The following is a 22059-nucleotide window of genomic DNA, read 5'->3' as shown; positions in this document are numbered from 1 at the left end:
GATTTTGAGGTGATCATGCGCTATCTGCTCGTTGTAACCCTACTGTGGGCGTTTTCATTCAGTCTCATCGGCGAATACCTGGCCGGTCAGGTTGATAGCTACTTTGCGGTGCTGACGCGAATCGTCATTGCCGGCCTGGTGTTCCTGCCGTTTACCCGCTGGCGCGGTGTTGCCAGTGGTTTCAAGCTGTCGATGCTGGTCATCGGTGCGCTGCAGTTTGGCATCACCTACGTTTGCCTGTACCTGAGCTTTAGCGTCCTGAGCGTACCCGAGGTGCTGCTGTTCACCATTTTGACGCCACTCCACGTGACCTTGATCGAGGATGCGCTGAATCGGCGATTCAACCCTTGGGCACTGGTGGCCGCAGCCGTCGCGGTGATCGGTGCCGGCGTGATTCGTTATGACCAGATCAGTCATGATTTCTTCTGGGGCTTTATGTTGTTGCAGGTGGCCAATGCAACATTTGCCGCCGGCCAGGTGTTCTACAAGCACTTGTTGCCGCGTTACCCCTCGACAATTGCGCCGTTCCAACGCTTCGGCTACTTCTATCTCGGTGCCTTGATTGTGGCCTTGCCGGCCTACCTGGTATTCGGTAACGCCGCCCGCATGCCTGCCACCGTCACTCAGTGGGGCGTTTTGCTCTGGTTGGGTGTGATGGCTTCTGGACTTGGGCTTTACTGGTGGAACAAAGGCGCCAGCCAGGTCGATGGGGCAACATTGGCAGTGATGAATAATCTGCTGGTGCCCGCAGGTTTACTGGTCAACCTGCTGCTTTGGAATCATCAGGCTGACTGGTTGCGGCTGGGCTTGGGGGCATCGGTGATCGGCTTGTCGCTGGTGATCAGCCATTTTGCACGTTTGCCCCCGGGTGGGCAGAAATCAGGTGCGGTATCAACCAAGGCATAACAATGAATCTGTCGGGGAAAGGCGTCGGGCTTTCAGTTTTTGCCTCCATACTGTTTTCCATCATTCCTGGCTATGTCCAGTTGCTGGCACCGCTGGACGGAGTGCAGGTCTTTGCTCAACGGGTGCTTTGGTCGTTGCCTGCAATTGTGTTGCTGTTCGTCGTCACACGGCAGTGGCGCCTGTTGCTGGCTGCGCTGGTTCGCCTGCGTAATGAACCAAGGTTACTGGCGGCACTGCCCCTGGCTGCAGCGCTGATTGGCGTGCAATGGGGGCTGTTTGTCTGGGCTCCACTGGCCGGGCACCTGCTTGATGTCTCGCTGGGGTATTTCCTCTTGCCGCTGGCGATGGTCCTGGTCGGACGCATGTTCTATGGCGAGCGTCTAAGGCCATTGCTCAAGGTGGCTGTGTTCTGCGCCCTGCTTGGAGTGGTGCATGAACTGTGGCGTACGCAAGCGTTTTCGTGGGTGACGCTGGTGACGGTATTGGGCTACCCGCCTTACTTTATGCTGCGCCGCTGGATGAAAATGGATGCCTTGTCCGGCTTTTTGCTGGAAATGCTGGTGCTGTCGCCGCTTGCCATCTACCTGATAATCGCCTTGGGTCCGGTTGCGCCATTCAGCACGGCGCCGCAGTTGTGGTGGCTACTGCCGGGGTTGGGCATGCTCGGCGCCTTGGCTTTTGCGGCGATGATTGCATCGAGTCGATTATTGCCGCTGGGGTTGTTCGGGATTTTGAGTTACGTCGAGCCGGTATTACTGTTTACGGTGTCGCTGGTGTTCCTGGGCGAACATTTTGACAGTGCCCAGCTGTTTACCTATCTGCCGATATGGCTGGCAGTCGTGCTTGTGGCCTGGGATAGCGCACGCTTGCTGACTAAACAGTGGCGCGCTGGCAGCCGGGCCTAGACGGCTGTTTACTTATTCAGAGGCAATAGTATGCGGGTTCATGATGACCTGTCGGTCCGGGTGGTGATCGACACTTCGGCGCTTGAGTGGCTGCCGTCGCCGCTACCGGGTGTGGAGCGGCGACCATTGGAGCGCTTTGCCGCAGAAAGCGGGCGCGCAACCTCGGTGGTGCGCTATGCGCCAGGTTCTAGTTTTCGTAGCCACTTGCATCCCGGTGGCGAGGAAATCCTGGTGCTTGAGGGCGTGTTCGCTGATGAGCAGGGCGAATATCCCGCAGGTTACTGGCTGAAAAATCCGCCCGGTAGCCAACATGCGCCTTCAAGTGCCTCGGGCTGCCTGCTGTTTGTGAAACTCTGTTATCAAGAGCCGGATGACCAGGCGACGCTGCGCATCAACACCCGCGATAGTCATTGGCAGGCAGGGCTGGTCGAGGGCTTGAGCGTATTGCCCCTGGATAGTTTTGGCAGCGTACATACTGCGCTGGTTCGCTGGGCGCCAGGCACTGAGTTCAAGGCGCACCGGCACTTCGGCGGTGAAGAGATCCTTGTGTTGGAAGGGGTGTTTCAGGATGAGTTTGGTGATTATCCGGCGGGCACCTGGCTGCGTAATCCACATGGCTCGCAGCACAAGCCCTGTTCAACCGAGGGTTGTCTCATCTATGTAAAGGTCGGTCACCTCCAGGCAACCGACGCGGTGGCTCAGTCCAGCACGTTCCTGAGCACTTCGTAAACGATCCCGGTTGCTATTGCGACCAGTACTACATCAGTGCCTGCCTGTTTCCACTCGTAGCCATCGTAGTGCGGCAGTTTGCCGATAAGACGGTTGTCGAATTTCTTCGCGATACCCGGTGGCAGTGGCTTGCCGCGAGCCAGGTTCTTTTGGATGCCTGGCGGCAGGGAGCTGACATTGCCGATCAGGTTGCGGTTGTCACCCAGCACAACGCGCACCCGGCCAATATCGACCGTTGGTCCGTTGAGGTCTATCCGCACATCGGAGTCATGGTCATTTTGGTGCGGATTGCCCTTGTCATGTTTGGGCGCAGCTATGCTGGCCTGGCTTGCGAGTATAATAGCCAAGGCCGTGCAACCGACCAATGAGCGGGAGGCGAGCTTCATGGTGTTCTCCATAATTCCATGGGGTATTCCTAGGTCATTTGAGCGCTAAATAATCACGATGTTCAATGGCTGATGACAAATCCCTGTGCGCTTTTGCACAAAGCATTCGGCCCCAGCGCCGGAAAACGTTACGCTATACAACTGATTCCAGATTTTTTGTCGAGGTTACCCCGTGTTTTCCCAATTCGCCCTGCATGAACGCCTGCTAAAAGCTGTGGCTGAGCTTAACTTTGTTGAGCCTACACCGGTGCAGGTGGCGGCCATTCCAGCCGCGCTGCAAGGGCATGACCTGCGGGTAACCGCGCAAACCGGCAGCGGCAAGACGGCTGCATTTGTGCTGCCAATGCTTAACCGTTTGATGGGCGACCCAAAGCCTCGCTTGAGCATTCGTGCGGTGATCTTGCTGCCGACGCGTGAGCTGGCACAGCAAACCCTGAAAGAGGTGGAGCGCTTTTCGCAGTTCACCTTCATTAAATCGGGTTTGATTACCGGTGGGGAAGACTTCAAGGTCCAGGCCGCCATGCTGCGCCGTGTCGATATCTTGATCGGTACGCCGGGCCGGCTGATTGAACACGCCAATGCGGGCAACCTGCTGCTTGATGAAGTTGAAGTACTGGTGCTTGACGAGGCCGACCGCATGCTTGACATGGGCTTTGCCGAAGACGTTCAGCGCCTGGCCGAAGCCTGCAGCGGCCCGCACCAGACGCTGTTGTTCTCTGCCACAAGTGGCGGCTCTGGTCTGCGAGAAATGGTCAACAAGGTGCTCAAGGAACCCGTGCACTTGCAGCTCAATAGCGTCAGCGACCTCAATGAAGGGACTCGCCAGCAGATCATCACCGCTGACCACAACTACCATAAAGAGCGTTTGGTCGAGTGGCTGCTGGCTAACGAGACCTACCAGAAAGCGATTATCTTCACCAATACCCGCGTCCAGGCAGATCGGCTGTATGGCAAGTTGGTTGCCAAGGACGTCAAAGCCTTCGTGCTGCATGGCGAGAAGGACCAGAAAGATCGCAAGCTGGCCATCGATCGTCTGCGTCAGGGCGCGGTGAAGGTTCTGGTTGCCACCGATGTCGCCGCACGCGGCCTGGATGTCGATGGCCTGGACCTGGTGATCAACTTTGATATGCCTCGCTCGGGCGACGAGTATGTCCACCGTATTGGCCGGACAGGGCGTGCGGGCGGCGAGGGCCTGGCCATCTCGTTGATCTGCCACAACGACTGGAACCTGATGTCGAGCATCGAGCGCTACTTGAAGCAGCGTTTCGAGCGTCGCAATATCAAGGACGTCAAAGGCATCTACCAGGGGCCGAAGAATCTCAAGGCATCCGGTAAGGCCGCAGGCACCAAAAAGAAGAAGATTGATCCGAAAACGGGCAAGAAGGTGGCTAAAAAGGCCGCTGCCAAAACGCCAGTCAAAGCCAAGCGCAACACCATCAACAAGCCAAAAAGCGATGGGCCGCAGTTGGTCAGCCAGGATGGCCTGGCACCGTTGAAGCGCCGTACGCCAGCGGCTGACTAAGGTCACGGCTCGCTTCGCGGCAAAGTACAAAAGCCGCCAACGAATCATCTCGTTGGCGGCTTTTTATTGGCTGTCGCGGTGGGCCTGGGTCAAGCGCAACCTTAGTTGTGCACTTTCTCGACTGGCGTTTCGGTGGCTGTTTCAAGCCTTGCTTGTGTTTCGTCCTTGGTGGCAACCAGGCTGTCAGTGCGGGGCTCGGTCGTGACCCTGAACTCGTCTAGCACAATAGCCCCGTTACCTTGGCCGAGCAGATGGAAGGAAAAGGCTTTGCGCGCATCCAGGTTATCGAAGCTAAAGGTCAAGCTGACCGGCTGGTCTGCGGTGAGCTTGGGCAACGCAGGGATGGTGATTGCCACATCGCGGTCGTATTCCTTGGTCTTCAGTTGCAAGGTGGCGCCGGCAGCATCAAGGTTTACCGCGCGAATCTTCATGGTCACCGTGGTTCGGGTGCCCTGGGGCAACTCCAGGTACTGCGCGCCAACCAGGTTGTCAGCCCAGTCGTCCGTTCTCTGGGGCTTGAGATCAATGGGTTGGTGATTGGCGAACTGATAATGCTGGCTGGTATCCGCCTGACGTAAAGATTGGTTGAGCAATTCAGCCTGTTGACTGAGCAGGCGCGCAGGTTTGCCGGTAAAGCGCCCGAGGTAGTGCGATTTGTCGTTGATAAAGCCTTTGCTGGCGTAGCGCCTGCATACATGCTGGAAGTCGCACTCGGTAAAGGTGCCCTGGCCATCGTGCTGGCGCAGCAAGCCGTTGGTGTAGGAAATTATCTGGCGGCCACGGTTGTAGTCACGCAGCAGTGAGCGACCGCTGATATTGCCTGGTACTGGCAGGGCAAAGTAATCCAGTACCGAGGCGCTGAGGTCAACGTGGCCGTACACGCCTTGCTTGAGATGGGGCAACTGCTGTTGTTCGGGAGCCAGAATCAGGTTGAAGCCCCAGGCTGAGGCGAGCGCCAGGTTTTCGATGCCGTGGGACTCGTCAGAGGTGACTATGACCAAGGTATCCTCCAGCACGCCCTGTTGCTTGAGTGCATCGAGGAAATCACCGACAGCGTCGTCCAGGTACGCCACCGCCGCCAACTTGCTGTCGGGGAAGCGCTGCAAGTAGTCAGCTGGCGCCGAGTACGGCTGGTGCGTGCCGACTGTCATCAATGTCAGCATCCAGGGCTGGCCCTGTTGGCGCAGCTGGTTTATGTAGCCAAGGCTGCCTTCGAAGAAGCTTTTGTCATCCATGCCCCAGGGGAAATTCAGGTGGGGCGTATTGGTGAACCAGTCGCGACCAAGGGTTTTGTCGAACCCCATCTGCGGCATGATCTGGTCCTTGGCCATAAAGCGCAGGCCTGCACCTTGCAGGTAATGGGTACTAAAGCCGTATTTACGCATCTGTGCAGGCAGGCACTGTTCGCTACGGCTTGGGTTGTTAAGCAACTCGACACCTTTGGGAGTGCCTGAGTCGAGCTTGGCAAAGTCGCCACAGAGCATTGAGTACAGACCACGTATGGTCTGATGGCTGTGCAACACATAATCGGCGGTGAGCATGCCCTGTTCTGCCCAGCGGCTCAGGCGCACCATGGTATTGCCATTGTACGGACTCTGCAGTGCATCACGGCTTGGGGCCAGGTATGCCCCGGGTATGCCTTCGAGGGTGATGATCAACACATTGCGTGCCCGACCCGCCTGCTCAAGCAAGGATGTGCCATCGAGGTCCAGCTGTTGCAGGCCGGCAATATTCACTGGCGCGCCTGGCGGTTGATTGTCCAGCCAGCTTTGCAGGTCTTGCTCGCCATTGCTAAAGCCTTCAGCCGCGAGCTTGTGTGGCAGGTTGAATTGAAACCACTGATCGCTTTCGCTCGGCATGCGGTATTGCAGCAGCGCATGGACAGCGAGCAATGCCAGTGGTAGCAACAGCCACGCATTGCCGATTGGCCGGCGTACCGCTGCTCGCTGACGCAATGACAACAGCAGGTACAAGCCGATATTGGCCAACAAGGCAAGGCCCAGTGCAGGGTGGCTCAGGCCCGCCCCATGGGTGGAGCGACTGACAAACTGTGCATCGGTGAGGTAATGCAGGTCGGACGCCTCTGGCATGCGCCCAACCGCCGTCAGCAACTCGACGTTGGCCAGGGTCAGAACGCTCCAGAAAATCATCACAGGCAGCGCGATAATCAGTGGGCGCTGGTAAAGCAATATGACCAGCAGACCACCGATGGCAATATCTGAAAGATAGCCATAGGCGTGCGACCAGCCGAGCAAGTAACGGCTGGCAAGTGGAATAAATATAAATAAGGCGCAGAGCGCCAGGCACTGTGCGAACGGTGACTGTGTCGGGTGACGCCAGCTTAGCAAACGGCTCGGAGTGCTCATGTACACTGCGCTTGCTGGTCGATTTTGGTCGCACCTGACCTTTGCTCGGAGGCTTTGGATAGCCGCCCGTGCCGTGCGCCGGGGATCGTGCTGAGCCAGCGGTTGAGAAAACGCACTATTACTCCTGGGCCAATGCCATTCATAGTCAACGGCATCGCCGAATCAACCGCTGAAGCGGCCTGTCGTAATTTTGAAACAACTGTGTGCTAACCGCCAGTGCTGATATGAAAAATAGCGCTGACTTCGCGGCTGACTGCGAGACGGGAATGTTTCAGGGGATGTCGTCAGCGGAACCCAAAGGGCAAGAGAGCAGCAGGTTCAAACCTGGCAGCACTGCGCTGCTTGGCGGCTGCCGGTACATTGCCCTGTGAGGATGGAGCTTGGTGGCTCGTGTTACTTCTTGCCGATGGTGATCTGCTTGGTTGCGCCGTAAACCTGACCGCTAACGCCTTTGGCGATCTGCTGGATTTCACCACCCGATTTCAGGAAAGCTGCAACCTGCGCGTCAATCGATGCGCTGGTTTCAACAGCCGGAGCTGGTTTGGATTTGGTGTTGGATGCTTTTACGCGCATGACGGCCATTAACCTTTACTCAAAATTAACTCGGTCGACCAGTATACATGAATGACTTGACAATTATTCGGTTATTACCCTCGAGAATTTATATGCCAGAAATTAATCAGCGATTTTATTTAAATTTGGATCAGTTGTTTTTTGCACACAAATAACTGTTTTTATTGAAATTAATATTAATACTCAAGTTTCCGAAAAAGGCGATCTTGCCACTGGTCGGGTCGTCGCTGGCAAGGGGCTGGTGCTTTGCAGGCGATCCGCAATCCCCAGCGAGAATACTGGCTGCAACTCGGTTAGAATGCTGGCATTGCAGAGAGGGTAGTGCACCATGGCGTTAATTGGACGAATGAATTCCTTACAGGTCGTGAAACACACGGACTTTGGCCTGTATCTGGACGGCGGGGCTGATGGCGAGATTTTATTGCCCAAGCGTTATATTCCCAGTGATACCCCGAGCGAGGTGGAAGACTGGCTCAATGTATTTGTCTATCTGGACAGTGAAGACAAACTCATCGCAACCACTGAAAAGCCGAAAGTTCAGGTGGGCGAGTTTGCCAGCTTGAAAGTGATTGATATCAATCATGTTGGCTTGTTTCTCGACTGGGGTCTGCCTAAGGATCTGCTGCTGCCACACTCCGAGGAGAAGCGTCCGCTGCAGGTTGGTGATTACTGTGTTGTCCATGTGTTCCTGGACAAGCGCAGCAAGCGTATTACCGCCACGGCACGCCTGGATCGCTATCTCGATAACCTTCCCGCGACATACAAGACAGGCCAGGAAGTCGACCTGCTGATTGCCGATGCCACTGACATGGGTTTCAAAGCCATTATCAATGGCAAGCACTGGGGCTTGCTGCACAAGAACGAGCTGTTCAAGTTTGTTCGTAGTGGCATGCGGGACAAAGGGTTCATCAAGGAAATGCGCAGTGACGGCAAAATCAGCCTGAGCTTGCAGCCAATCGGTCAGGAGGCTGTTGGCAGCTTGAGCGAGCAGGTGTTGAGCAAGTTGCGTGACAACGATGGTGTGTTGCCGCTTAGCGACAAAAGCTCTCCCGAGGCCATTTCCGCCTTGTTTCGTGTCAGCAAGGGCAACTTCAAGAAAGCCATTGGTGGCTTGTACAAGCAAGGGCTGATCACCATTCACGACGATCGTATCGAGTTGATCGCCAAGTAGGGTACCGGTGATCGCCGTAAGGGAGCCTCTGCAGGCTGGTGTTGTCTGATGAAATACGGCTACACGACCTAGAGGCCTAAACCGATGATCAAACTGAACATTTTGCTGGGCGCCGGGCTGTTGCTCGGTGTCCTCGGCACGGCCCATGCCGATCAGGCCGGGCAACAGACAATCCGGGTCATCCCCAAGACCTATATAAGCCCCGGGGCAACGGGAAGTATTGGTCAGTCGCGCAGCTCGCAGCAATACAATGGCTATGGCGGCTATCAGGTGCCGAGCGATTATGGCTCTGTCCACCAGCGCAATAGCAGTGCCAGCCAATCATTCGAAACCCGCGGCGGCATCCGGCAAAGCATTGTGTGTCCCGGTGGCTACGAGGTTGAACGCAGGCCTGGCAGTTCAACCTATGAGCGCCAAGATAGCCGCTAATCCCTTACTGCGAGCTTTAAAAAAACACCAGTCGAATGCCTGTTCGACTGGTGTTTTTGTATGTTGGAGACAGCGCCTAGCCTTTGCTGCCCCAGATGTCTTCGAGTCGTGAGTCACGACCGCAGGCGGTGCGATAGTACTTATAGCGCAGCGGGTTTTTCAGGTAGTAGTCCTGATGGTACTCCTCGGCAGGATAAAAGGTTGTACCCGGCAATATCTCGGTGACAATCTTGCCTTTGAGCCTGCCAGAGTTCTGCAAGGCGGTCTTGGAGGCCTGCGCTGCCGCTTCTTCCGCATCGTCGCTGTAGAAAATTGCGCTGCGATATTGGCTGCCGTGGTCGCAAAACTGTGCATTGGCGGTCAAGGGATCGATAGTTGGCCAGTAAGCTTCGAGTAACTTTGCATAACTGGTCTTGTTCGGGTCATAACTGACCAGTACCGCCTCCAGGTGTCCGGTTTTACCCGATGAGACCTGCTCGTAGGTGGGGTTTTTGACAGTGCCGCCAATATATCCGGAGGTGGTCGACAAAACGCCTGGTACTTTGTCGAAGTCCGACTCGGTGCACCAGAAGCATCCCCCCGCGAAGACTGCAACCCCTTGCTCGCCGGGTTTGAGCTCTATGCTCTGCGCGGTGCCTGTGGCTTGTGCTGCCGCAGGGGTTGACGAGGTTGGACCGCAGGCGCCGAGCAGCAAGCCCAGTAGCAGCGTCGCACCGGCCAAACCAAGGCGTTTAATAGTTTCAGTTGTCATCATTAGCTCCTTAGGGCCGGTAAGTCTTCGCCCTTGGCAATAAACTGCAGGGCCAGGCCATTGTTACACCAGCGTTCCCCACGCGGAGCAGGGCCGTCATTAAACAGGTGGCCCTGGTGCCCGCCACAGCGGATGCAGTGATATTCAGTGCGTGGCCAGAGCAGCTTGAAGTCACGCTTCGTGCCGATATGACCTGCAATGGGCTGGGTAAAGCTCGGCCAGCCTGTGCCGCTGTCAAACTTGTTTTCGCTTTGAAACAGCGGCAAGTAACAGGCCGCGCAGATAAAGGTGCCATCCCGCTCTTCGTGATTGAGGGGGCTGCTGTCGGGGCGCTCGGTGTTTTCCTCGAACAGCACGGCGTAGGCGTCTTGGGCAAGCAGTTTTCGCCACGCCTCGCGGGGCTTGTTCAGCGGTGTGATGACCGGTTGCGTTGCTGTTGTTTGAGCCACAGCGGGTTGTATCAATGAACCCAGCAGCGGTGCCGCCGGTAATAGGGCCAGACCGTGCAGAAAAGAACGGCGTTTCATGAGTATTTTCATCCTCTGCCATGAGCAATATAGAGGTTAAAAATATGCGCTTGTTACAGTGCTTGACTGGTTTGGGCGGCCAGGGCGATCAATGACTTGCTGCGTTGGTAGCGCGTTAAGCGCTGGCTGAGTTGTTCGGGGAGCTGTACCTCGGGGCTAAAACCCGACGCCTGGTAAAACTCAGACAAAGATGGATGGCAAAACAGCCAGACTGTTGAATTGCAGCTGCTTGTAACGGCCTTTATAAGTTCTCGTGCATGACCTTGCAGGCGGTGTTCGGGGGCCACGAACAAGCTGGTCAACCAGTGTCCGCTGGCAACAGGCCGCAGGCACAATGCGGCAATGATTTGTGTGTGCTCGACAACCCAGACCTGATCTTCATGGGTGGCCTTCATTTTCGAGCGATGGGCGCCGTAAAACTTGTTGGCCAAGGGTTTCAAGGGTTCAGGTAGAAGGCGAACACGGGTTGCAGGCATTGGGTTCGGGCTGGTTCGGTTTGGCCCAGCGCGGGCACTTGGCCTAGCGCTGGGCGATTGTCTCAGTTGCGTGCGGCGTGGCTGCCAAGCAGGGTTTGGCCCTCATGCTTGGATTTCTTGGCCATGCGTTTTTCCTGAGCGGTTTTCAGGGGCTTCTTCTTGCTGTTCTTTTTTGAATCCATACCTTTGCTCATGATCTTTACCTCAGTGGGTGAAAAGTGAGTGAGCGTGGAGCCTTTGGGACATTCTCCGGCAAGCCTCGGTAGGATCCAGTCTACGCCGATTAGCCAGAAATGCTTCTATTGAAATACATCATTGCTCGCCGATGCTGCTGACGCGGCGTTCGGCAACTATCTCAGCCAGGTCATTGCGTTGCATATACAGCTGGATAGGCGCAGTGATATTCAGCCGTTCATCGATATGTTGGTCTAGCAGCAGCTGTATGCGCGTGCGGTCTAAACGCATGTGGTTGTCGCAATGCGGGCTCCAGACGAACTCGCTGGTTGGCTGTATCGACTCCTGGAGAATATCCAGGCCAAACGAGTCTTCGCTGAAGCGCACGATGTACTGGTCGGTTTTTTGATTAAAGCCCACAAGGCCCTGTAGTTGATCGGCAGCGCTACAGATGTCGGCGGATGTGATACTCATGGTGCTTGGCCTGTGATAAATGAAGGGTGATCACAGGCTAATGAGCTTGGCGGTGAGCTTATTGCTCAGGATCAATACCCTGTGCAATAAGCTCAACAAGCGGCTGGAATTGCAGCCAGGTTGTTACAGTTCTTGCTCCAGGCGCGCTACTGCTTCGGGGCCGCCCATGAGCTTTGCGGCGGTCAGCGGTGTCACACCGTTGTTGTCACAGCTTTTAGGGTTGGCGCCATGGCTGAGCAACAGGTCAATGGCGGCAACGTTGTTGAACATTGCAGCCATCATCAGTGAAGTCTTGCCGTCAGGAGTCGTGCCCTCGACATCTGCGCCATGCTCAAGAAGCATTTTGATGATTTCGAGGTTGCCCTTGAAGGCTGCACCTGCCAGCGGTGTCTGTCCGTTCTGGTTGCGCAGGTCTGGGTCGGCCTTGGCCGCCAGGAGCATTTTCGAGGTTTCGATGTGCCCGTGATAGCTCGCCAGCATCAACAGGCTGTCGCCTTTGTGGTTGCGCAGGTTTACGGGTAGACCCTGTTCGATCATTGCCTTCAGGGTATCGGTATCGCCACAGCGCGCATGATCGAAAACCCGCTCAGCAAATGCCAGGGTTTCGTCGTCGAGTTGTTCGCCGGCATTGCTCTGTTGTTCGGTCATTTAACCCTCCTTGATAAAAATCTTGGGTCGTTGCATTTCGTCTGTCTACAGCATAACGGGGTTCGGGCAAATGTACCGATTGGCTTTATTGATCAAGGTGATTTATCCAGCCGGATGCCATGGCGCGGTTGCCTAGCCTTTATCGGGGCTAAATTCTGCAGCCGTTTTAACATCCCTGATCGAGTTGGACATGCTGTGGTTCGGGTTGAGCAGGGCCTTGCGGATTTTCTCGTAATCTTCCATCGACAGGCTACTGCGGCTCAGAACCTCAAGTGCGAACTGTTTGACTTCGGCGTCGGTGTAGGCGGGTTCCCTGGATTCAGGTTGTGCGGCACAGCCACTGAGAACCACAGTTAAGACAGTAAGCAAAAGAGCGATTGAGCGTTTCATCTGGGCACCTGTTGATCTGGGCATTTGGGGATGCGTATAGATTATTCAGGGGCGCCTGACGGTAGAAATCGATCGTTCTAATAGTGGCTATTGAAGTTTTGTAAGGCTGATTTAGAGATCCGCAGTCCAGATGCCGCCAAGTGCTTGCAAAACATGCTCAGAAAGGAGCGGGGCGAGGTTATCAGGCCATGGCTTTTGCGCCTCTAGCCATTCGATCTGCTCAAGCTCAGCCGCTGGATAAACCCTATGCGGCAGGGCGGCACGGTATACCGTTGCGGCAATGCGGGTGTTGACCTCGTTGGCGGCTGGCGCTGAAAAGTGGCCGAGCAAACTGATGCTGCTCACATCGAGGCGCAGCTCTAGTTCTTCCAGCAGTTCACGCTGTAGCGCGTTAAGCGAGCTTTCTCCTGGCTCGCATTTACCACCCGGGAGCATAAAGGCTTGAGTGTCGCGCTTGCGCACCAGAAGCAAGCGCCCATTCAAATCGAATAAGCAAATAGCAGCGATGTTCAGGACCGGAAGTTCGTTTGGCATGTGCTGATATTGGTTATGAGACATGTGGGTTAGCGCAGCGTGTTGGAGAACGCGCTAGTTTCGTCGAGTGATTGGCTATTCATGCCGACCTTGACGGACATCAGAGGCGAGTTATTCAACCACACGTCGTCAATCACTATGGTTTTGCCGATATCTTCGTTATCCGCTGCTACCAGCAGGTAATAAGTGCCACTTTCGGGTGCTTCGCCCTCCCATCCCATGCTCATCTGGCCAAGGCTGGCCGATGCATGGGAAGGCTTGCTGGCTATTATCACGCCGTAGCTGTCTAGCAGCATGGCGCGCGGCTTGATAGCGAACTTACTCACCCCCAGGCACGAGTTGTTGCAGCGAGAATTAACGTTGAGGTTGAAGTGCTCGCCCTTTTTCAGGGCCAGTGAAAACACCCGGTAGTTTGAAATTGAGCTGCCAAAGTCCAGGCGCGGCTGGTCGGCGGTGATGGTCCATGACGGCACGGCGACGCCCGGGTTTACCGGAAGGGGGATCGCCTCGGCATTATGCAGCGCTTCCAGGGTGGTTTTCGCCATTGGGCTGGAGCCCGATGCAACCGAATGTTCGTAGGCCGACTTCGAGCTTACCTCGCTTGGGGCAGTGCTGGCGCATGCGGTAAGCAAGGCGCTGACCGCGAGGATCAAAAATCTGTGCAAAGCAAACTCCTGGGGATATCCCGATTGGGAACGGCATCCCGGTTCAATTGGAGCACCTTTGATTATCCACTGTTTCAAAGGTGCCCTGGCGATGATCTTGACCTGCAGTACCGTGCCACTTTGGGCATAACTTCAAGCTGGGCAAGGCTTTGAATGCTGACAAGCCCAGCGAGTTCGTGCCGGGTTGCGGGCTGGATTTAACCTGCCAGGCCAACGTAGACGTTTTGTACGTCATCATGGGCGTCAATCGCTTCGAGGAAGGCTTCAACTTCTTCAAGTTGCTCGGCGCTCAGGGTGGTCACCGGGTTCTTCGGACGGTAGCCAATGTGTGCCGAGTTCACGGTGAAACCGTGCTCCGGGAGCGCGCGGGAGACCGCATCCAGGTCGGTGATTTCGGTGATGAACAGGGTGTTGCCTTCATCGGCCTCGGCAAAATCCTGGGCGCCAGCTTCGATAGCGGCCAACTCGGCATCCGCTTCACCTTCAGGTGATGCCTCGATCAAGCCAACGTGGTCAAAATCCCAGGACACGGACCCGGAAGCCCCCATCTGGCCCTTGCGGAACAGTACCCGGACTTCAGCAACAGTGCGGTTGATGTTGTCGGTCAGGCATTCGACGATCACTGGTACTTGATGAGGCGCGAAGCCTTCGTAGGTGGTGCGTTCAAAGTTGACTGTCTCACCCAGCAGGCCAGCGCCTTTTTTGATTGCGCGCTCCAGGGTGTCTTTGGGCATGGAGGCTTTTTTCGCCTGGTGCACGGCAAGGCGCAGCTTGGGGTTCATGTCCGGGTCGGCGCCATTGCGGGCCGCGATCATGATCTCCTTGACCAGGCGACCAAAAATCTTGCCGCGTGCGTTGGCTGCGGCTTCTTTAGGTTTGGCTTTCCACTGTGCACCCATTGGGAGGTTCTCTTGTGTCAGTACTGCAAAATGTTCACCCAAACGCAGCCGCTATGAAGGCGCGGGGTTTGGGCATCAGAAAGTGAGTCGGTTATTTTAATCGTTCCGAGCGAGGCTGGCACCCACCAAATGGGCGCACGGTCGGATTTCCAGCTCGAAGGCCTCTAGCTAGGGTGTTTCAGTTTCTGGCAAAGCCACCGCCAGGCCTGCGCCCGCCGCACCAAGCAATGAAAGCAGCAGGATAACGGCGCTGACGCCTACGACCATGCTCAGTGCGCCAATAAACCCCATCAACAGCAAGATAACCCCGATCAGCGTGTTGCTGACCGCCACATAATCGGTGCGGCGATTGCCTTGTGCCAAATCAACCACATAGGTCTTGCGACCAATGCGTACCCCTTGATGGGCAATGCTCAGGCAAAAGTAAAGTGCGGGGATTAACCCGCTAAACCCCAGCCAGGCGTGTTCGAAGTGGTCGAGGATAAACAGGATAATACCCTGTGCGGCTGTCATGAGCGCGGCGAGGATCATGACTTTGCGGCTGGACACATCGGCAAAGCGTCCCCACACGGGCGCGGACACCAGGCTGGCGGCGCCGCTGGCCAGCAGGAAGAGGGCAAGCAGTGATGCATTGGAGTCCAGGTTCTTTTGTGCAAGGACTACGTAATACGGTGCCGTCAACGCCGAGCAAAGCAACAGGGCGCGGGTGATCACGAAGTGGCGGAAGGCTTTATCGGTGCGCAATATATCCAGGCGCTTGATGGCTTCAATAAATGCGTTGCCGCCGCCGTCCGTCTCGCCAGGATCTTCGCTGATCTGTGCATAGACCAGCGCGGCAATCACCCACAAGCAGCCAGCGCCGGCCAGGAGCAAGGCATAGGCGATAGGTTCCGGTTGGGCCTGGCTGCTGAACAGCAATACCAACGCCAGACCGACAGTGACCAACCCCGCAGCGCTGGCCGACCAGCCGTTGACCTGGCCGCGGCGACTCTTGGGCACGGTTTTACCGATGACGTCCTTGGACGCGACCGAGCTGAGGCCACGGGCAATACTGAACAGGCTCACCAAGGCGATGATTGCCCAGCCCGCCGTGGCCCCATCCAGGGTCCAGGCAACCAGGCCAATGCCGGCAATCGCCAAGGCTTGGACCATGCTGCCGAATACCCAGACCCACTTCCTGATCTTCATGGCGCGGATATAACTGGCGACGAATAGTTGCGGGATCAATGAGCCCGACTCGCGTATGGGGACCAGAAAACCGATGAGGTAGAGTGGTGCGTGAACCGTCTCCATCACCCAGGGCAGGACGATTTTCGGGTTGGCCAGGGCATCGCCCAGTTTGCTGAAGAAGTGACTCAGGATCATCAACAAGAAATTGCCGGGCACTTGGTGACAGGCGCTGTCGCTCAGTTCGGTACAGACGCGGGCGTCTTCCTCATCTACAAGCTTGCTGTAGATATCATCCGTTAGGTTCTTGCCGGGCATCTTGATCCTGAGTCATGGGCGCTATCGAAAATGTCGGCAATGATGCCACGCAAGCGCGTCCTGGGCCTACTCAGCCATAAAGCAACTGTTGAGCAAAAAAGGATCGTGGTTTGTTTTTAGATCAGGTTCTGCTGGGGGCTTCGCGAGAACGAGGGGGGGTGGCGAGGGAGAGAGAGCGGGAAGTTGAAGCAAACGCGCCGTTCGAGAACGGCGCGTAGCAGGGTATCAGTCTTGGCGGTCAGTAACTTCGAGCAGGTGATAACCGAATTGGGTTTTCACTGGGCCCTGGACAACATTCACCGGGGCGCTGAACACTACTGTGTCGAATTCCTTGACCATCTGGCCTGGGCCGAAAGTACCCAGGTTGCCGCCGTCGCGGCTTGATGGGCAGCTGGAGTTGTCTTTGGCAACCTGCGCAAAGTCAGCGCCAGCTTCGATGGCGGCTTTCAGTTCGTTGCACTTGGCTTCGCTGGAAACCAGGATGTGGCGGGCAGTGGCTCGAGCCATGGGGGTGTACTCCTCTCAGATAATCTGTTGAGCCTACCGTAATTAGGCGGTGATTGCATCGCTGAGCGCTTTAGCGCTTGCCCATGGAGCGGCGCGTACCATTGGGGGCCGGGCCGATTTTCTTCTCGTGGGCCGACTTATGGCCTTTGGAGTGCCACGCCTGTCCATCGTTCTTGCCCGGCGCATAGCTGGCAGGCGAGAACGGGAACTTGAAGGCCGGGATTGCTGGCTTGGCCTGGGGTTCGCCAGTGAGCTCTGTGACGGTTGGCGCAATGACCCGGGCGTTGGGCGACTCAGTGGTTTTCATGGCGGTTCGCATGGGGCAGTAGAAGAAAGGACGCGAGTATACGCACTCTTTGTTCGCTGCGTTGGGGCGCAACGGCGCGCGACTGACTTTTGTGCTCGAGCACGCCATTGCTTGAACGGCGCGCCCTAGCACTCATGGGGCTTCAACTATTGCGGCCTTAGCCGGCACTCCAGAGCAACCCAGGCAGGCCGCCCAGGGCTGTCACACCCATTAACAGGGCTGCAGCTTTCGGCCGATAGGGCAGAAGAAATACCAGAACCAGCGCCGCCGCGCTGAGCAGGCCAAACCATATGACCACGCCAACCGAGCTACCCCAGGCGCGAACGCATGGCCAGATTGCAACCGCCAGCAGCAACCAGCCGATAAGGCGCAAGGCTTTTTGCCGGGTGGCGCCGGTACGGTTCCAGACTTGGCGGTGATGCCTGTCCATCGCCAGGCAAAGCGCGGCCATGCCGGCGTAGCACAGGGCTGCGCCGAGCAGCAGGGCGAGCGTCATGTTCATCAAGCCACCTCTACTTTGGCGGTGTTCAAGCTGGGTTGTGGCGTCTTGCGCTCGACCTTTTGCCGATTTTTCAGCCAGAGCTTGCGAGCGGTCCACAGACTCAAAAGGCCGATAGACATGGCGGTCAACTCGACTGCAGCCCGCTCGCCATCGCCTCGTTGCAGATAGCTGACGAACTGGTCGCCGACCACCAGCCAGTTGAGCAGCGGCAGGGCCAGGCACAGTGCTGCTACTGCTAGCAACTGCTCGATCCAGGCCTTTGTAGCCGGGCGTATGGCGGCATGCACGTAGGTCAGTAGCCAGGCCACGAAGAAACTGATGACTTCCCATTCGGGGCGGTCAGTGATACCCAGCGGGATCAGGCGGTTGCCCCAGAAAAAGGCAATGCAGGCCAGGCTGATACCGCTGATAGAGCCGATGTTAAGCACCTCGATGATCCGGTAGACCTGGGGTGTACGAGCTCCGAACTCATTCAGCGAACGCTGGCGACGCTTGACCATAAACAGGATCGCACCGGTTGCCATCATCGCCGCACCTGCCAGGCCACAGATGAAATAGAGCCAGCGAGCGGTAAGGCCACCGAAGGCGGCAAAATGCAGGTTACGCATGACCGACTGCACATCCTGGGCCGCGCCGCCGCGTAATTCCCCGGGCGCCTGGAAATCCTGCTGCTCGCCGCTGACCCCATCGAAGAACACCTGGCCACCGCCATCGCCGAGCAAGCGGTATTCACCGGTTTTTTCGATAAAGCGGCCAAAGGTCACAATCGAGGCGCTGCTGTCACCGGGATGTTCGACGCTGATAAAGCTGAGCGGACGTTGCAGTTGTTTCTCACTGCTGATCAATATCTGGTCGAGCGCTGTGACCTCGGCCTTGATGCCGGTCTCTTCACGTGGCGTCGGCTGGGTCAGCAGGTCGGCGAAGTAGGCATCGTCTGTGCTGTAGTGGGTTTCGATACCGGCGGGCATATACAGCATGTAAAAGGTCGCCAGGCCGGTGTAGGCAATCATCAGCTGGAATGGCAAGCTGAGCACCGACACCGCATTGTGTGCGTCCAGCCAACTGCGTTGCTGCTTGCCAGGCCGGAAGGTGAAAAAGTCCTTGAAGATGCGCTTGTGGGTAATGACTCCGCTGACCAAACCGACGAGCATGGCCATGGTGAAAAAGCCAACCAGCCAGATACCCGCGGTTCCAGCGTGGAACTCGAAGTGCATATGCACGAAGTGGTGCCCGCCCTCGCTTTCTCGCTCGGTACTGGCCTTGATTGGCTCACCGCTAGTCGCATCAAGACGCAGGTTCTGGAACTGCTCCTTTTCGTCCTGCCAGAAAACCCGCACAGCCGGGTCCGTGTCACTCGGCAGGCCGATGCCCCAGAAATGGCTGCTCGGCACATGCTCGCGCAAATAGGCCTGGCCGACACGCACGGCCAGAGGCCGGTCGACGCCATCGTCCATGCCGCGGACTTCGCCAGCCTGTGGGATTTGCGGCTTCATCCAGCGGGTGATGGCTTCATCGAAGACCCCGAGCGAACCGGTGATAAAGACCACAAAGAGTATCCAGCAGGCCCACAAGCCACCCCAGGTGTGTAGCCATGCCATCGACTGGCGCAGGCCTTCTTTCTTGACTGCCTGACTCATACCATGCCCCTCCCAAGCCACCAGCCAAGCGGGGCCAGGACCAGTGCTGGCAACAGCAGGCCGAGCCAGGCACGGCGGTTGTCCTGCACCGCGAATACCCAAATGATGGCGGCGGTGTAGACCGCGAAGCTGATCAGCGAAGACGCCAGAATCGCCTGGCTTTTAGGCAGCGGCAGCACCGCACCGAGAAAAATCACGCTGGCCGAGGTCAGCGCGTACCCGCCGAAAATCGCGGCAGCGGTGCGTGACAACAAGATGCGGCCACGGGAAGGGGAGGTTGGTTTCATGAGCAAGCAGCCATGGTTTGGAGCAAGAAAAGTCCGTCGGCAGGGCAACGGGACGAAAAGTAATCTTAACAAGAATCAGTTGCGCATAGATTAAAACGAACGGGCAGGACAAAACCACAAGGCAGCAGGTTTTTTAGCTGTGACAATATGTGTCAAGCGACTGCCAGGCGGTCATGCCTGGCAGTCGCCACGACTTAGAAATTGAAACGCAAACCCAGGGTTGCATTACGTGGCGTACCGTAATAGCTGGAGGAGGTGCTGGTGTAATACTCCTCGTCCAGCAGGTTGTTCAGATTGAGGGTGGCGCTGAGTTGTTCGGTCAGCGGGTAACGCGCCATCACATCGACCAAGGCATAGTCATCCTGGGTAAAGCGCACGCCCAACGGGCCCATGCCATCGCTATAGATCTCACTTTGCCAATTGACACCGCCGCCGAGGGTAAGGCCATTGCCGATGCTGCGCAGGGTGTAGGTGGTAAACAATTTCGCGGTGTTCTGCGCAACATTGGTATTGAGCTTGTTGCCGTCGCTGTCTTGTACGATGTTACGGCTGAAGCTGGCGCTGGCTTCCCAATCCGGGGCCAGTTCACCGGAGACTTCCACTTCAAAACCACGGGTCTTGGTGCCGGACTCGGCTTTATAGGCCTGGTTGCCATCTGGCGCGAGCACGCCGGGGATCGCCACGGCCAGGTTATCTTGTTCGATTTGATACAGCGCCAGGCCGAGGTTGAGGCGATCATCAAAGAATGCCGCCTTGCTGCCAACTTCATAGCCCACGCCTTCGAGTGGGTCGATGTAGTTACCTGTTTCGGTCATGTTGCTCTGCGGTTTGAAAATACTGGTGTAGCTGCCGTAGAGCGACCAGTTATCGTCAAGGTCGTAAACCAGGCCGGCGAAGGGTGTGACCACGCCGGTTTCAGTGCGTTTGTCATCGGTATCGGCGGAGGTCGGGTCGTAGTAGTCGGTCTTGACGGTGTTCTCCCAGTCGCTGACCCGGGCGCCGAGAATCACCGATAGCGCGTCGCTAGCCCGTAGTCTCAGGCTGCCATAGACGGCTGTTTGCGCCTCTTCGTAATCGATTCGGCTGGTGGCTGGCATCGCGGGTTTCCCCGGGTCCTGGCCGTCCCAGTTGTAGATGTTGTCAATCGAGTTGTCCCAGTCAGCGAAGCGCCAGAGGGGATAGCCGTTGGTGCGGTACTCGGTGTCTTGCTGGCTGTAGCCAAAGACGGCATCGTGCTCGCGGCCAAAGAGGTCGAAGCTACCGGCAAAATTCAGGTCGAGACTGGTTTGCACCGGCTTGGCCTCCCAGCGGCCTGCCCATAAGCCCATGCCAGCGCCGGTAGCGGGGTCGGGAAAGCCACTGGCGGCGTAACCTATGACTTCATCGTATTCGTAGCGGCCCTGGTTGAGTGTCAGCTTGGCTTTCCAGCGCTCGTTCAGGCGCTGCTCCAAGGTGGCAAAGCCAGAGGTGAATGTGCGGTTGGAGTAAGCCCAGGCCGCACCCGCTGAATCAGAGTCGGACCAGTCGGCGAGTGAGCCATCCTGGTTGTACAGCGGTAAACCACTGCGCGCGTGGTCATCGGCCTGATGGCTTTGATAATCCATGCCGACACTGAGCAGGGTATCGGGCGTAAGGTCGGCCTCGATCACACCGTAGAAGACTTTCTTGCGTTCGTTAAAACGATCGATATACGACTCGTTATCCTGATAAACCCCAACCAGGCGGCCACGGACATTACCGCTCTCGGTCAGCGGGCCACTGGTGTCCAGCTCGGTGCGCTGGTAGTCCCAGGAGCCGCCAGTGACGCTAAGGCTGGTTTGTGGCTTGAACGTCGGTTTCTTGCGGATCATGTTCAGGGTCGCACCTGGCGTTCCGATGCCATTGGTCAAGCCGGTAGCGCCGCGAATGATTTCGACTCGGTCGTAGAGTGCCAGGTCGTTGCTTTGGATGATCGACTTATAATTACTGCTGAGCCATTGCACTCCGTCGACCTGGTAATTCTCCACGGCAAAGCCGCGCGAATAGATTGTGCTGGTATCCGAGCCGCCGTTACCGCTCTGGTTGATGCTGAGCCCCGGAACTTGGCGCACCAGGTCATTAAGTTGGGTGAGGCCTTGGTCATCAATGCGCTGGCGGGTCATCACGCTCACCGATTGCGGGGTTTCCCGGATCGACAAAGGCAGGCCGGTTGCAGTGCTGGTCGAGCCGGTGGTGTAGGAGCCCGTGCCTTCGGTGGTTGCCCCAAGGCTGAGCCCGGTGACATAGGTCGCATCCAGCTCCAGCGCGCTGTTGCTGCTGGCTTCAGCAGCGGTGGGAGGTAGCAATGAATAGCTGCCATTGGCTTGACGTACCACTTTCAGGCGGCTGCCCATCAGCAGTTTTTCCAGCGCCTGATCATTGGTGTAGCGCCCGCGCAGCCCGGCCGAGCGCATGCCCTGGATCAGTTCCGGGGTCGAGGACACACTGACTCCAGCGGTGGCGGCGAAACTATTGAGTGCGGACTCCAGAGTGCCGGGGGCGATGCTGAACTCTTGCTCTGTTACCACCGACTCGGCCAAGGCTGGCTGAACCTGTAATGCCGTTGCCAGTGGCAGGGCAAGGGCTGCGCCCAGTACCGCACGATGAATGGCCGTGTGGAGTGGATCAGGCAGGGCGGAACAAAGCAGCCGGGCACGGCGCGTGACAGTCTGGAGCGGCATGGAAGGTCCTTTGATAGTTGTTCTGTGGTGAGCGCCAAATAAGCGCTTTAACTACCAAGACGATTGAGAATACGAATCAACAACACCTGGGTGAAATATTTTTATCCAGG

The 22059-nt window shown here is 56.9% G+C and carries 25 protein-coding genes; 6 read left to right on the top strand and 19 right to left on the bottom strand.

The window, feature by feature from the left end; translation table 11 throughout:
* Window positions 1-15: 15 nt before the first annotated feature.
* The 3 genes from CHB79_RS06095 to CHB79_RS06085 are packed head-to-tail and all read left to right on the top strand — an operon-like array spanning window position 16 to window position 2540.
* Window positions 16-906, top strand: a complete 891-nt coding sequence (locus CHB79_RS06095) for a carboxylate/amino acid/amine transporter (protein WP_089359259.1) — start codon at window positions 16-18, stop codon at window positions 904-906.
* 2 nt (window positions 907-908) lie between these two features.
* Window positions 909-1811 (top strand): EamA family transporter RarD, encoded by a 903-nt coding sequence (gene rarD, locus CHB79_RS06090; RefSeq protein WP_010490309.1) that lies wholly within the window; start codon window positions 909-911, stop codon window positions 1809-1811.
* 30 nt (window positions 1812-1841) lie between these two features.
* Window positions 1842-2540, top strand: a complete 699-nt coding sequence (locus CHB79_RS06085; protein ID WP_089359258.1) for a cupin domain-containing protein — start codon at window positions 1842-1844, stop codon at window positions 2538-2540.
* On the opposite strand, the gene CHB79_RS06080 is transcribed toward CHB79_RS06085, so the two are convergent.
* Complete coding sequence (locus CHB79_RS06080; protein ID WP_089359257.1) at window positions 2510-2926, bottom strand: anti-virulence regulator CigR family protein; 417 nt, start codon at window positions 2924-2926, stop codon at window positions 2510-2512. The genes CHB79_RS06085 and CHB79_RS06080 overlap by 31 nt on opposite strands.
* A 172-nt stretch (window positions 2927-3098) precedes the next feature.
* Between CHB79_RS06080 and CHB79_RS06075 the strand changes: the two genes are divergently transcribed.
* Entirely contained in the window at window positions 3099-4448 is a 1350-nt protein-coding gene (locus CHB79_RS06075) for a DEAD/DEAH box helicase (protein WP_010490315.1), read from the top strand.
* 101 nt (window positions 4449-4549) lie between these two features.
* Here the strand turns inward: CHB79_RS06075 and CHB79_RS06070 are convergent, their stop codons facing one another.
* Both CHB79_RS06070 and CHB79_RS06065 read right to left on the bottom strand, forming a co-directional pair.
* Window positions 4550-6814 carry an LTA synthase family protein gene (locus CHB79_RS06070; protein ID WP_089359256.1) on the bottom strand — a complete coding sequence of 755 codons (2265 nt, stop codon included), beginning with the start codon at window positions 6812-6814 and terminating at the stop codon, window positions 4550-4552.
* A gap of 393 nt (window positions 6815-7207) precedes the next feature.
* The gene (locus tag CHB79_RS06065) at window positions 7208-7396 is read right to left on the bottom strand and encodes a hypothetical protein (protein ID WP_176443145.1); all 189 of its coding nucleotides are present in this window, start codon (window positions 7394-7396) and stop codon (window positions 7208-7210) included.
* A 319-nt stretch (window positions 7397-7715) separates the two neighbouring features.
* Between CHB79_RS06065 and CHB79_RS06060 the strand changes: the two genes are divergently transcribed.
* Window positions 7716-8558: a CvfB family protein gene (locus tag CHB79_RS06060; protein ID WP_010490317.1), complete on the top strand. Its 843-nt coding sequence runs from the start codon at window positions 7716-7718 to the stop codon at window positions 8556-8558.
* Between the two features lie 84 nt (window positions 8559-8642).
* Window positions 8643-8987 (top strand): hypothetical protein, encoded by a 345-nt coding sequence (locus tag CHB79_RS06055; RefSeq protein WP_089359255.1) that lies wholly within the window; start codon window positions 8643-8645, stop codon window positions 8985-8987.
* Window positions 8988-9063: 76 nt separating this feature from the next.
* On the opposite strand, the gene msrA is transcribed toward CHB79_RS06055, so the two are convergent.
* The 16 genes from msrA to CHB79_RS05975 all read right to left on the bottom strand — a co-directional run bounded on the left by msrA (window position 9064) and on the right by CHB79_RS05975 (window position 21949).
* A complete protein-coding gene (gene msrA, locus CHB79_RS06050) occupies window positions 9064-9738 on the bottom strand; it encodes a peptide-methionine (S)-S-oxide reductase MsrA (RefSeq protein WP_089359254.1) in 675 nt (224 codons plus the stop codon).
* A 2-nt stretch (window positions 9739-9740) separates the two neighbouring features.
* Complete coding sequence (gene msrB, locus CHB79_RS06045) at window positions 9741-10265, bottom strand: peptide-methionine (R)-S-oxide reductase MsrB (protein WP_176443144.1); 525 nt, start codon at window positions 10263-10265, stop codon at window positions 9741-9743.
* 53 nt (window positions 10266-10318) lie between these two features.
* Entirely contained in the window at window positions 10319-10741 is a 423-nt protein-coding gene (locus CHB79_RS06040; RefSeq protein WP_089359252.1) for a GNAT family N-acetyltransferase, read from the bottom strand.
* Window positions 10742-11053: 312 nt separating this feature from the next.
* Entirely contained in the window at window positions 11054-11389 is a 336-nt protein-coding gene (locus CHB79_RS06035) for a DUF2025 family protein (RefSeq protein WP_089359251.1), read from the bottom strand.
* A gap of 123 nt (window positions 11390-11512) precedes the next feature.
* A complete protein-coding gene (locus CHB79_RS06030) occupies window positions 11513-12037 on the bottom strand; it encodes an ankyrin repeat domain-containing protein (RefSeq protein WP_089359250.1) in 525 nt (174 codons plus the stop codon).
* A gap of 132 nt (window positions 12038-12169) precedes the next feature.
* Window positions 12170-12427 (bottom strand): hypothetical protein, encoded by a 258-nt coding sequence (locus CHB79_RS06025; RefSeq protein WP_089359249.1) that lies wholly within the window; start codon window positions 12425-12427, stop codon window positions 12170-12172.
* Between the two features lie 111 nt (window positions 12428-12538).
* Window positions 12539-12961, bottom strand: a complete 423-nt coding sequence (locus CHB79_RS06020; RefSeq protein ID WP_089359248.1) for an NUDIX hydrolase — start codon at window positions 12959-12961, stop codon at window positions 12539-12541.
* A gap of 29 nt (window positions 12962-12990) precedes the next feature.
* On the bottom strand, window positions 12991-13626 hold the full coding sequence (locus tag CHB79_RS06015) for a hypothetical protein (RefSeq protein ID WP_245851376.1): 636 nt from the start codon (window positions 13624-13626) through the stop codon (window positions 12991-12993).
* A 197-nt stretch (window positions 13627-13823) separates the two neighbouring features.
* Complete coding sequence (locus CHB79_RS06010; protein WP_089359247.1) at window positions 13824-14525, bottom strand: YebC/PmpR family DNA-binding transcriptional regulator; 702 nt, start codon at window positions 14523-14525, stop codon at window positions 13824-13826.
* 168 nt (window positions 14526-14693) lie between these two features.
* The gene (locus CHB79_RS06005) at window positions 14694-16010 is read right to left on the bottom strand and encodes an MFS transporter (RefSeq protein WP_089359246.1); all 1317 of its coding nucleotides are present in this window, start codon (window positions 16008-16010) and stop codon (window positions 14694-14696) included.
* 225 nt (window positions 16011-16235) lie between these two features.
* Complete coding sequence (locus tag CHB79_RS06000; protein WP_010490334.1) at window positions 16236-16517, bottom strand: peptidylprolyl isomerase; 282 nt, start codon at window positions 16515-16517, stop codon at window positions 16236-16238.
* A gap of 70 nt (window positions 16518-16587) precedes the next feature.
* Window positions 16588-16824 carry a hypothetical protein gene (locus CHB79_RS05995; protein ID WP_089359245.1) on the bottom strand — a complete coding sequence of 79 codons (237 nt, stop codon included), beginning with the start codon at window positions 16822-16824 and terminating at the stop codon, window positions 16588-16590.
* A 157-nt stretch (window positions 16825-16981) separates the two neighbouring features.
* The gene (locus tag CHB79_RS05990) at window positions 16982-17326 is read right to left on the bottom strand and encodes a DUF3325 domain-containing protein (protein ID WP_010490337.1); all 345 of its coding nucleotides are present in this window, start codon (window positions 17324-17326) and stop codon (window positions 16982-16984) included.
* Window positions 17326-18963 carry a PepSY-associated TM helix domain-containing protein gene (locus CHB79_RS05985; RefSeq protein WP_089359244.1) on the bottom strand — a complete coding sequence of 546 codons (1638 nt, stop codon included), beginning with the start codon at window positions 18961-18963 and terminating at the stop codon, window positions 17326-17328. The genes CHB79_RS05990 and CHB79_RS05985 overlap by 1 nt, the downstream gene beginning before the upstream one ends.
* Complete coding sequence (locus tag CHB79_RS05980; protein ID WP_010490341.1) at window positions 18960-19250, bottom strand: DUF3649 domain-containing protein; 291 nt, start codon at window positions 19248-19250, stop codon at window positions 18960-18962. The genes CHB79_RS05985 and CHB79_RS05980 overlap by 4 nt, the downstream gene beginning before the upstream one ends.
* Window positions 19251-19444: 194 nt before the next feature.
* Window positions 19445-21949: a TonB-dependent siderophore receptor gene (locus CHB79_RS05975; RefSeq protein WP_089359243.1), complete on the bottom strand. Its 2505-nt coding sequence runs from the start codon at window positions 21947-21949 to the stop codon at window positions 19445-19447.
* Between the last annotated feature and the right edge of the window lie 110 nt (window positions 21950-22059).

It is taken from the genome of Pseudomonas segetis, from assembly GCF_900188155.1.
Classification (GTDB): domain Bacteria; phylum Pseudomonadota; class Gammaproteobacteria; order Pseudomonadales; family Pseudomonadaceae; genus Aquipseudomonas; species Aquipseudomonas segetis.
Note: the sequence above shows the minus strand (reverse complement) of the source record. Positions and strands in the feature narration are given on the sequence as shown.

Coding starts and splice junctions, on each gene's coding strand:
- CHB79_RS06080 (WP_089359257.1), bottom strand. CDS start 2,926: ATGAAGCTCGCCTCCCGCTCATTGGTCGGTTGCACGGCCTTGGCTATT.
- CHB79_RS06030 (WP_089359250.1), bottom strand. CDS start 12,037: ATGACCGAACAACAGAGCAATGCCGGCGAACAACTCGACGACGAAACC.
- CHB79_RS06000 (WP_010490334.1), bottom strand. CDS start 16,517: ATGGCTCGAGCCACTGCCCGCCACATCCTGGTTTCCAGCGAAGCCAAG.
- CHB79_RS06020 (WP_089359248.1), bottom strand. CDS start 12,961: ATGCCAAACGAACTTCCGGTCCTGAACATCGCTGCTATTTGCTTATTC.
- CHB79_RS06035 (WP_089359251.1), bottom strand. CDS start 11,389: ATGAGTATCACATCCGCCGACATCTGTAGCGCTGCCGATCAACTACAG.
- rarD (WP_010490309.1), top strand. CDS start 909: ATGAATCTGTCGGGGAAAGGCGTCGGGCTTTCAGTTTTTGCCTCCATA.
- CHB79_RS05975 (WP_089359243.1), bottom strand. CDS start 21,949: ATGCCGCTCCAGACTGTCACGCGCCGTGCCCGGCTGCTTTGTTCCGCC.
- msrB (WP_176443144.1), bottom strand. CDS start 10,265: ATGAAACGCCGTTCTTTTCTGCACGGTCTGGCCCTATTACCGGCGGCA.
- CHB79_RS06040 (WP_089359252.1), bottom strand. CDS start 10,741: ATGCCTGCAACCCGTGTTCGCCTTCTACCTGAACCCTTGAAACCCTTG.
- CHB79_RS06085 (WP_089359258.1), top strand. CDS start 1,842: ATGCGGGTTCATGATGACCTGTCGGTCCGGGTGGTGATCGACACTTCG.
- msrA (WP_089359254.1), bottom strand. CDS start 9,738: ATGACAACTGAAACTATTAAACGCCTTGGTTTGGCCGGTGCGACGCTG.
- CHB79_RS05985 (WP_089359244.1), bottom strand. CDS start 18,963: ATGAGTCAGGCAGTCAAGAAAGAAGGCCTGCGCCAGTCGATGGCATGG.
- CHB79_RS05995 (WP_089359245.1), bottom strand. CDS start 16,824: ATGAAAACCACTGAGTCGCCCAACGCCCGGGTCATTGCGCCAACCGTC.
- CHB79_RS06025 (WP_089359249.1), bottom strand. CDS start 12,427: ATGAAACGCTCAATCGCTCTTTTGCTTACTGTCTTAACTGTGGTTCTC.
- CHB79_RS05990 (WP_010490337.1), bottom strand. CDS start 17,326: ATGAACATGACGCTCGCCCTGCTGCTCGGCGCAGCCCTGTGCTACGCC.
- CHB79_RS06095 (WP_089359259.1), top strand. CDS start 16: ATGCGCTATCTGCTCGTTGTAACCCTACTGTGGGCGTTTTCATTCAGT.
- CHB79_RS06010 (WP_089359247.1), bottom strand. CDS start 14,525: ATGGGTGCACAGTGGAAAGCCAAACCTAAAGAAGCCGCAGCCAACGCA.
- CHB79_RS06065 (WP_176443145.1), bottom strand. CDS start 7,396: ATGGCCGTCATGCGCGTAAAAGCATCCAACACCAAATCCAAACCAGCT.
- CHB79_RS06005 (WP_089359246.1), bottom strand. CDS start 16,010: ATGCCCGGCAAGAACCTAACGGATGATATCTACAGCAAGCTTGTAGAT.
- CHB79_RS05980 (WP_010490341.1), bottom strand. CDS start 19,250: ATGAAACCAACCTCCCCTTCCCGTGGCCGCATCTTGTTGTCACGCACC.
- CHB79_RS06060 (WP_010490317.1), top strand. CDS start 7,716: ATGGCGTTAATTGGACGAATGAATTCCTTACAGGTCGTGAAACACACG.
- CHB79_RS06070 (WP_089359256.1), bottom strand. CDS start 6,814: ATGAGCACTCCGAGCCGTTTGCTAAGCTGGCGTCACCCGACACAGTCA.
- CHB79_RS06055 (WP_089359255.1), top strand. CDS start 8,643: ATGATCAAACTGAACATTTTGCTGGGCGCCGGGCTGTTGCTCGGTGTC.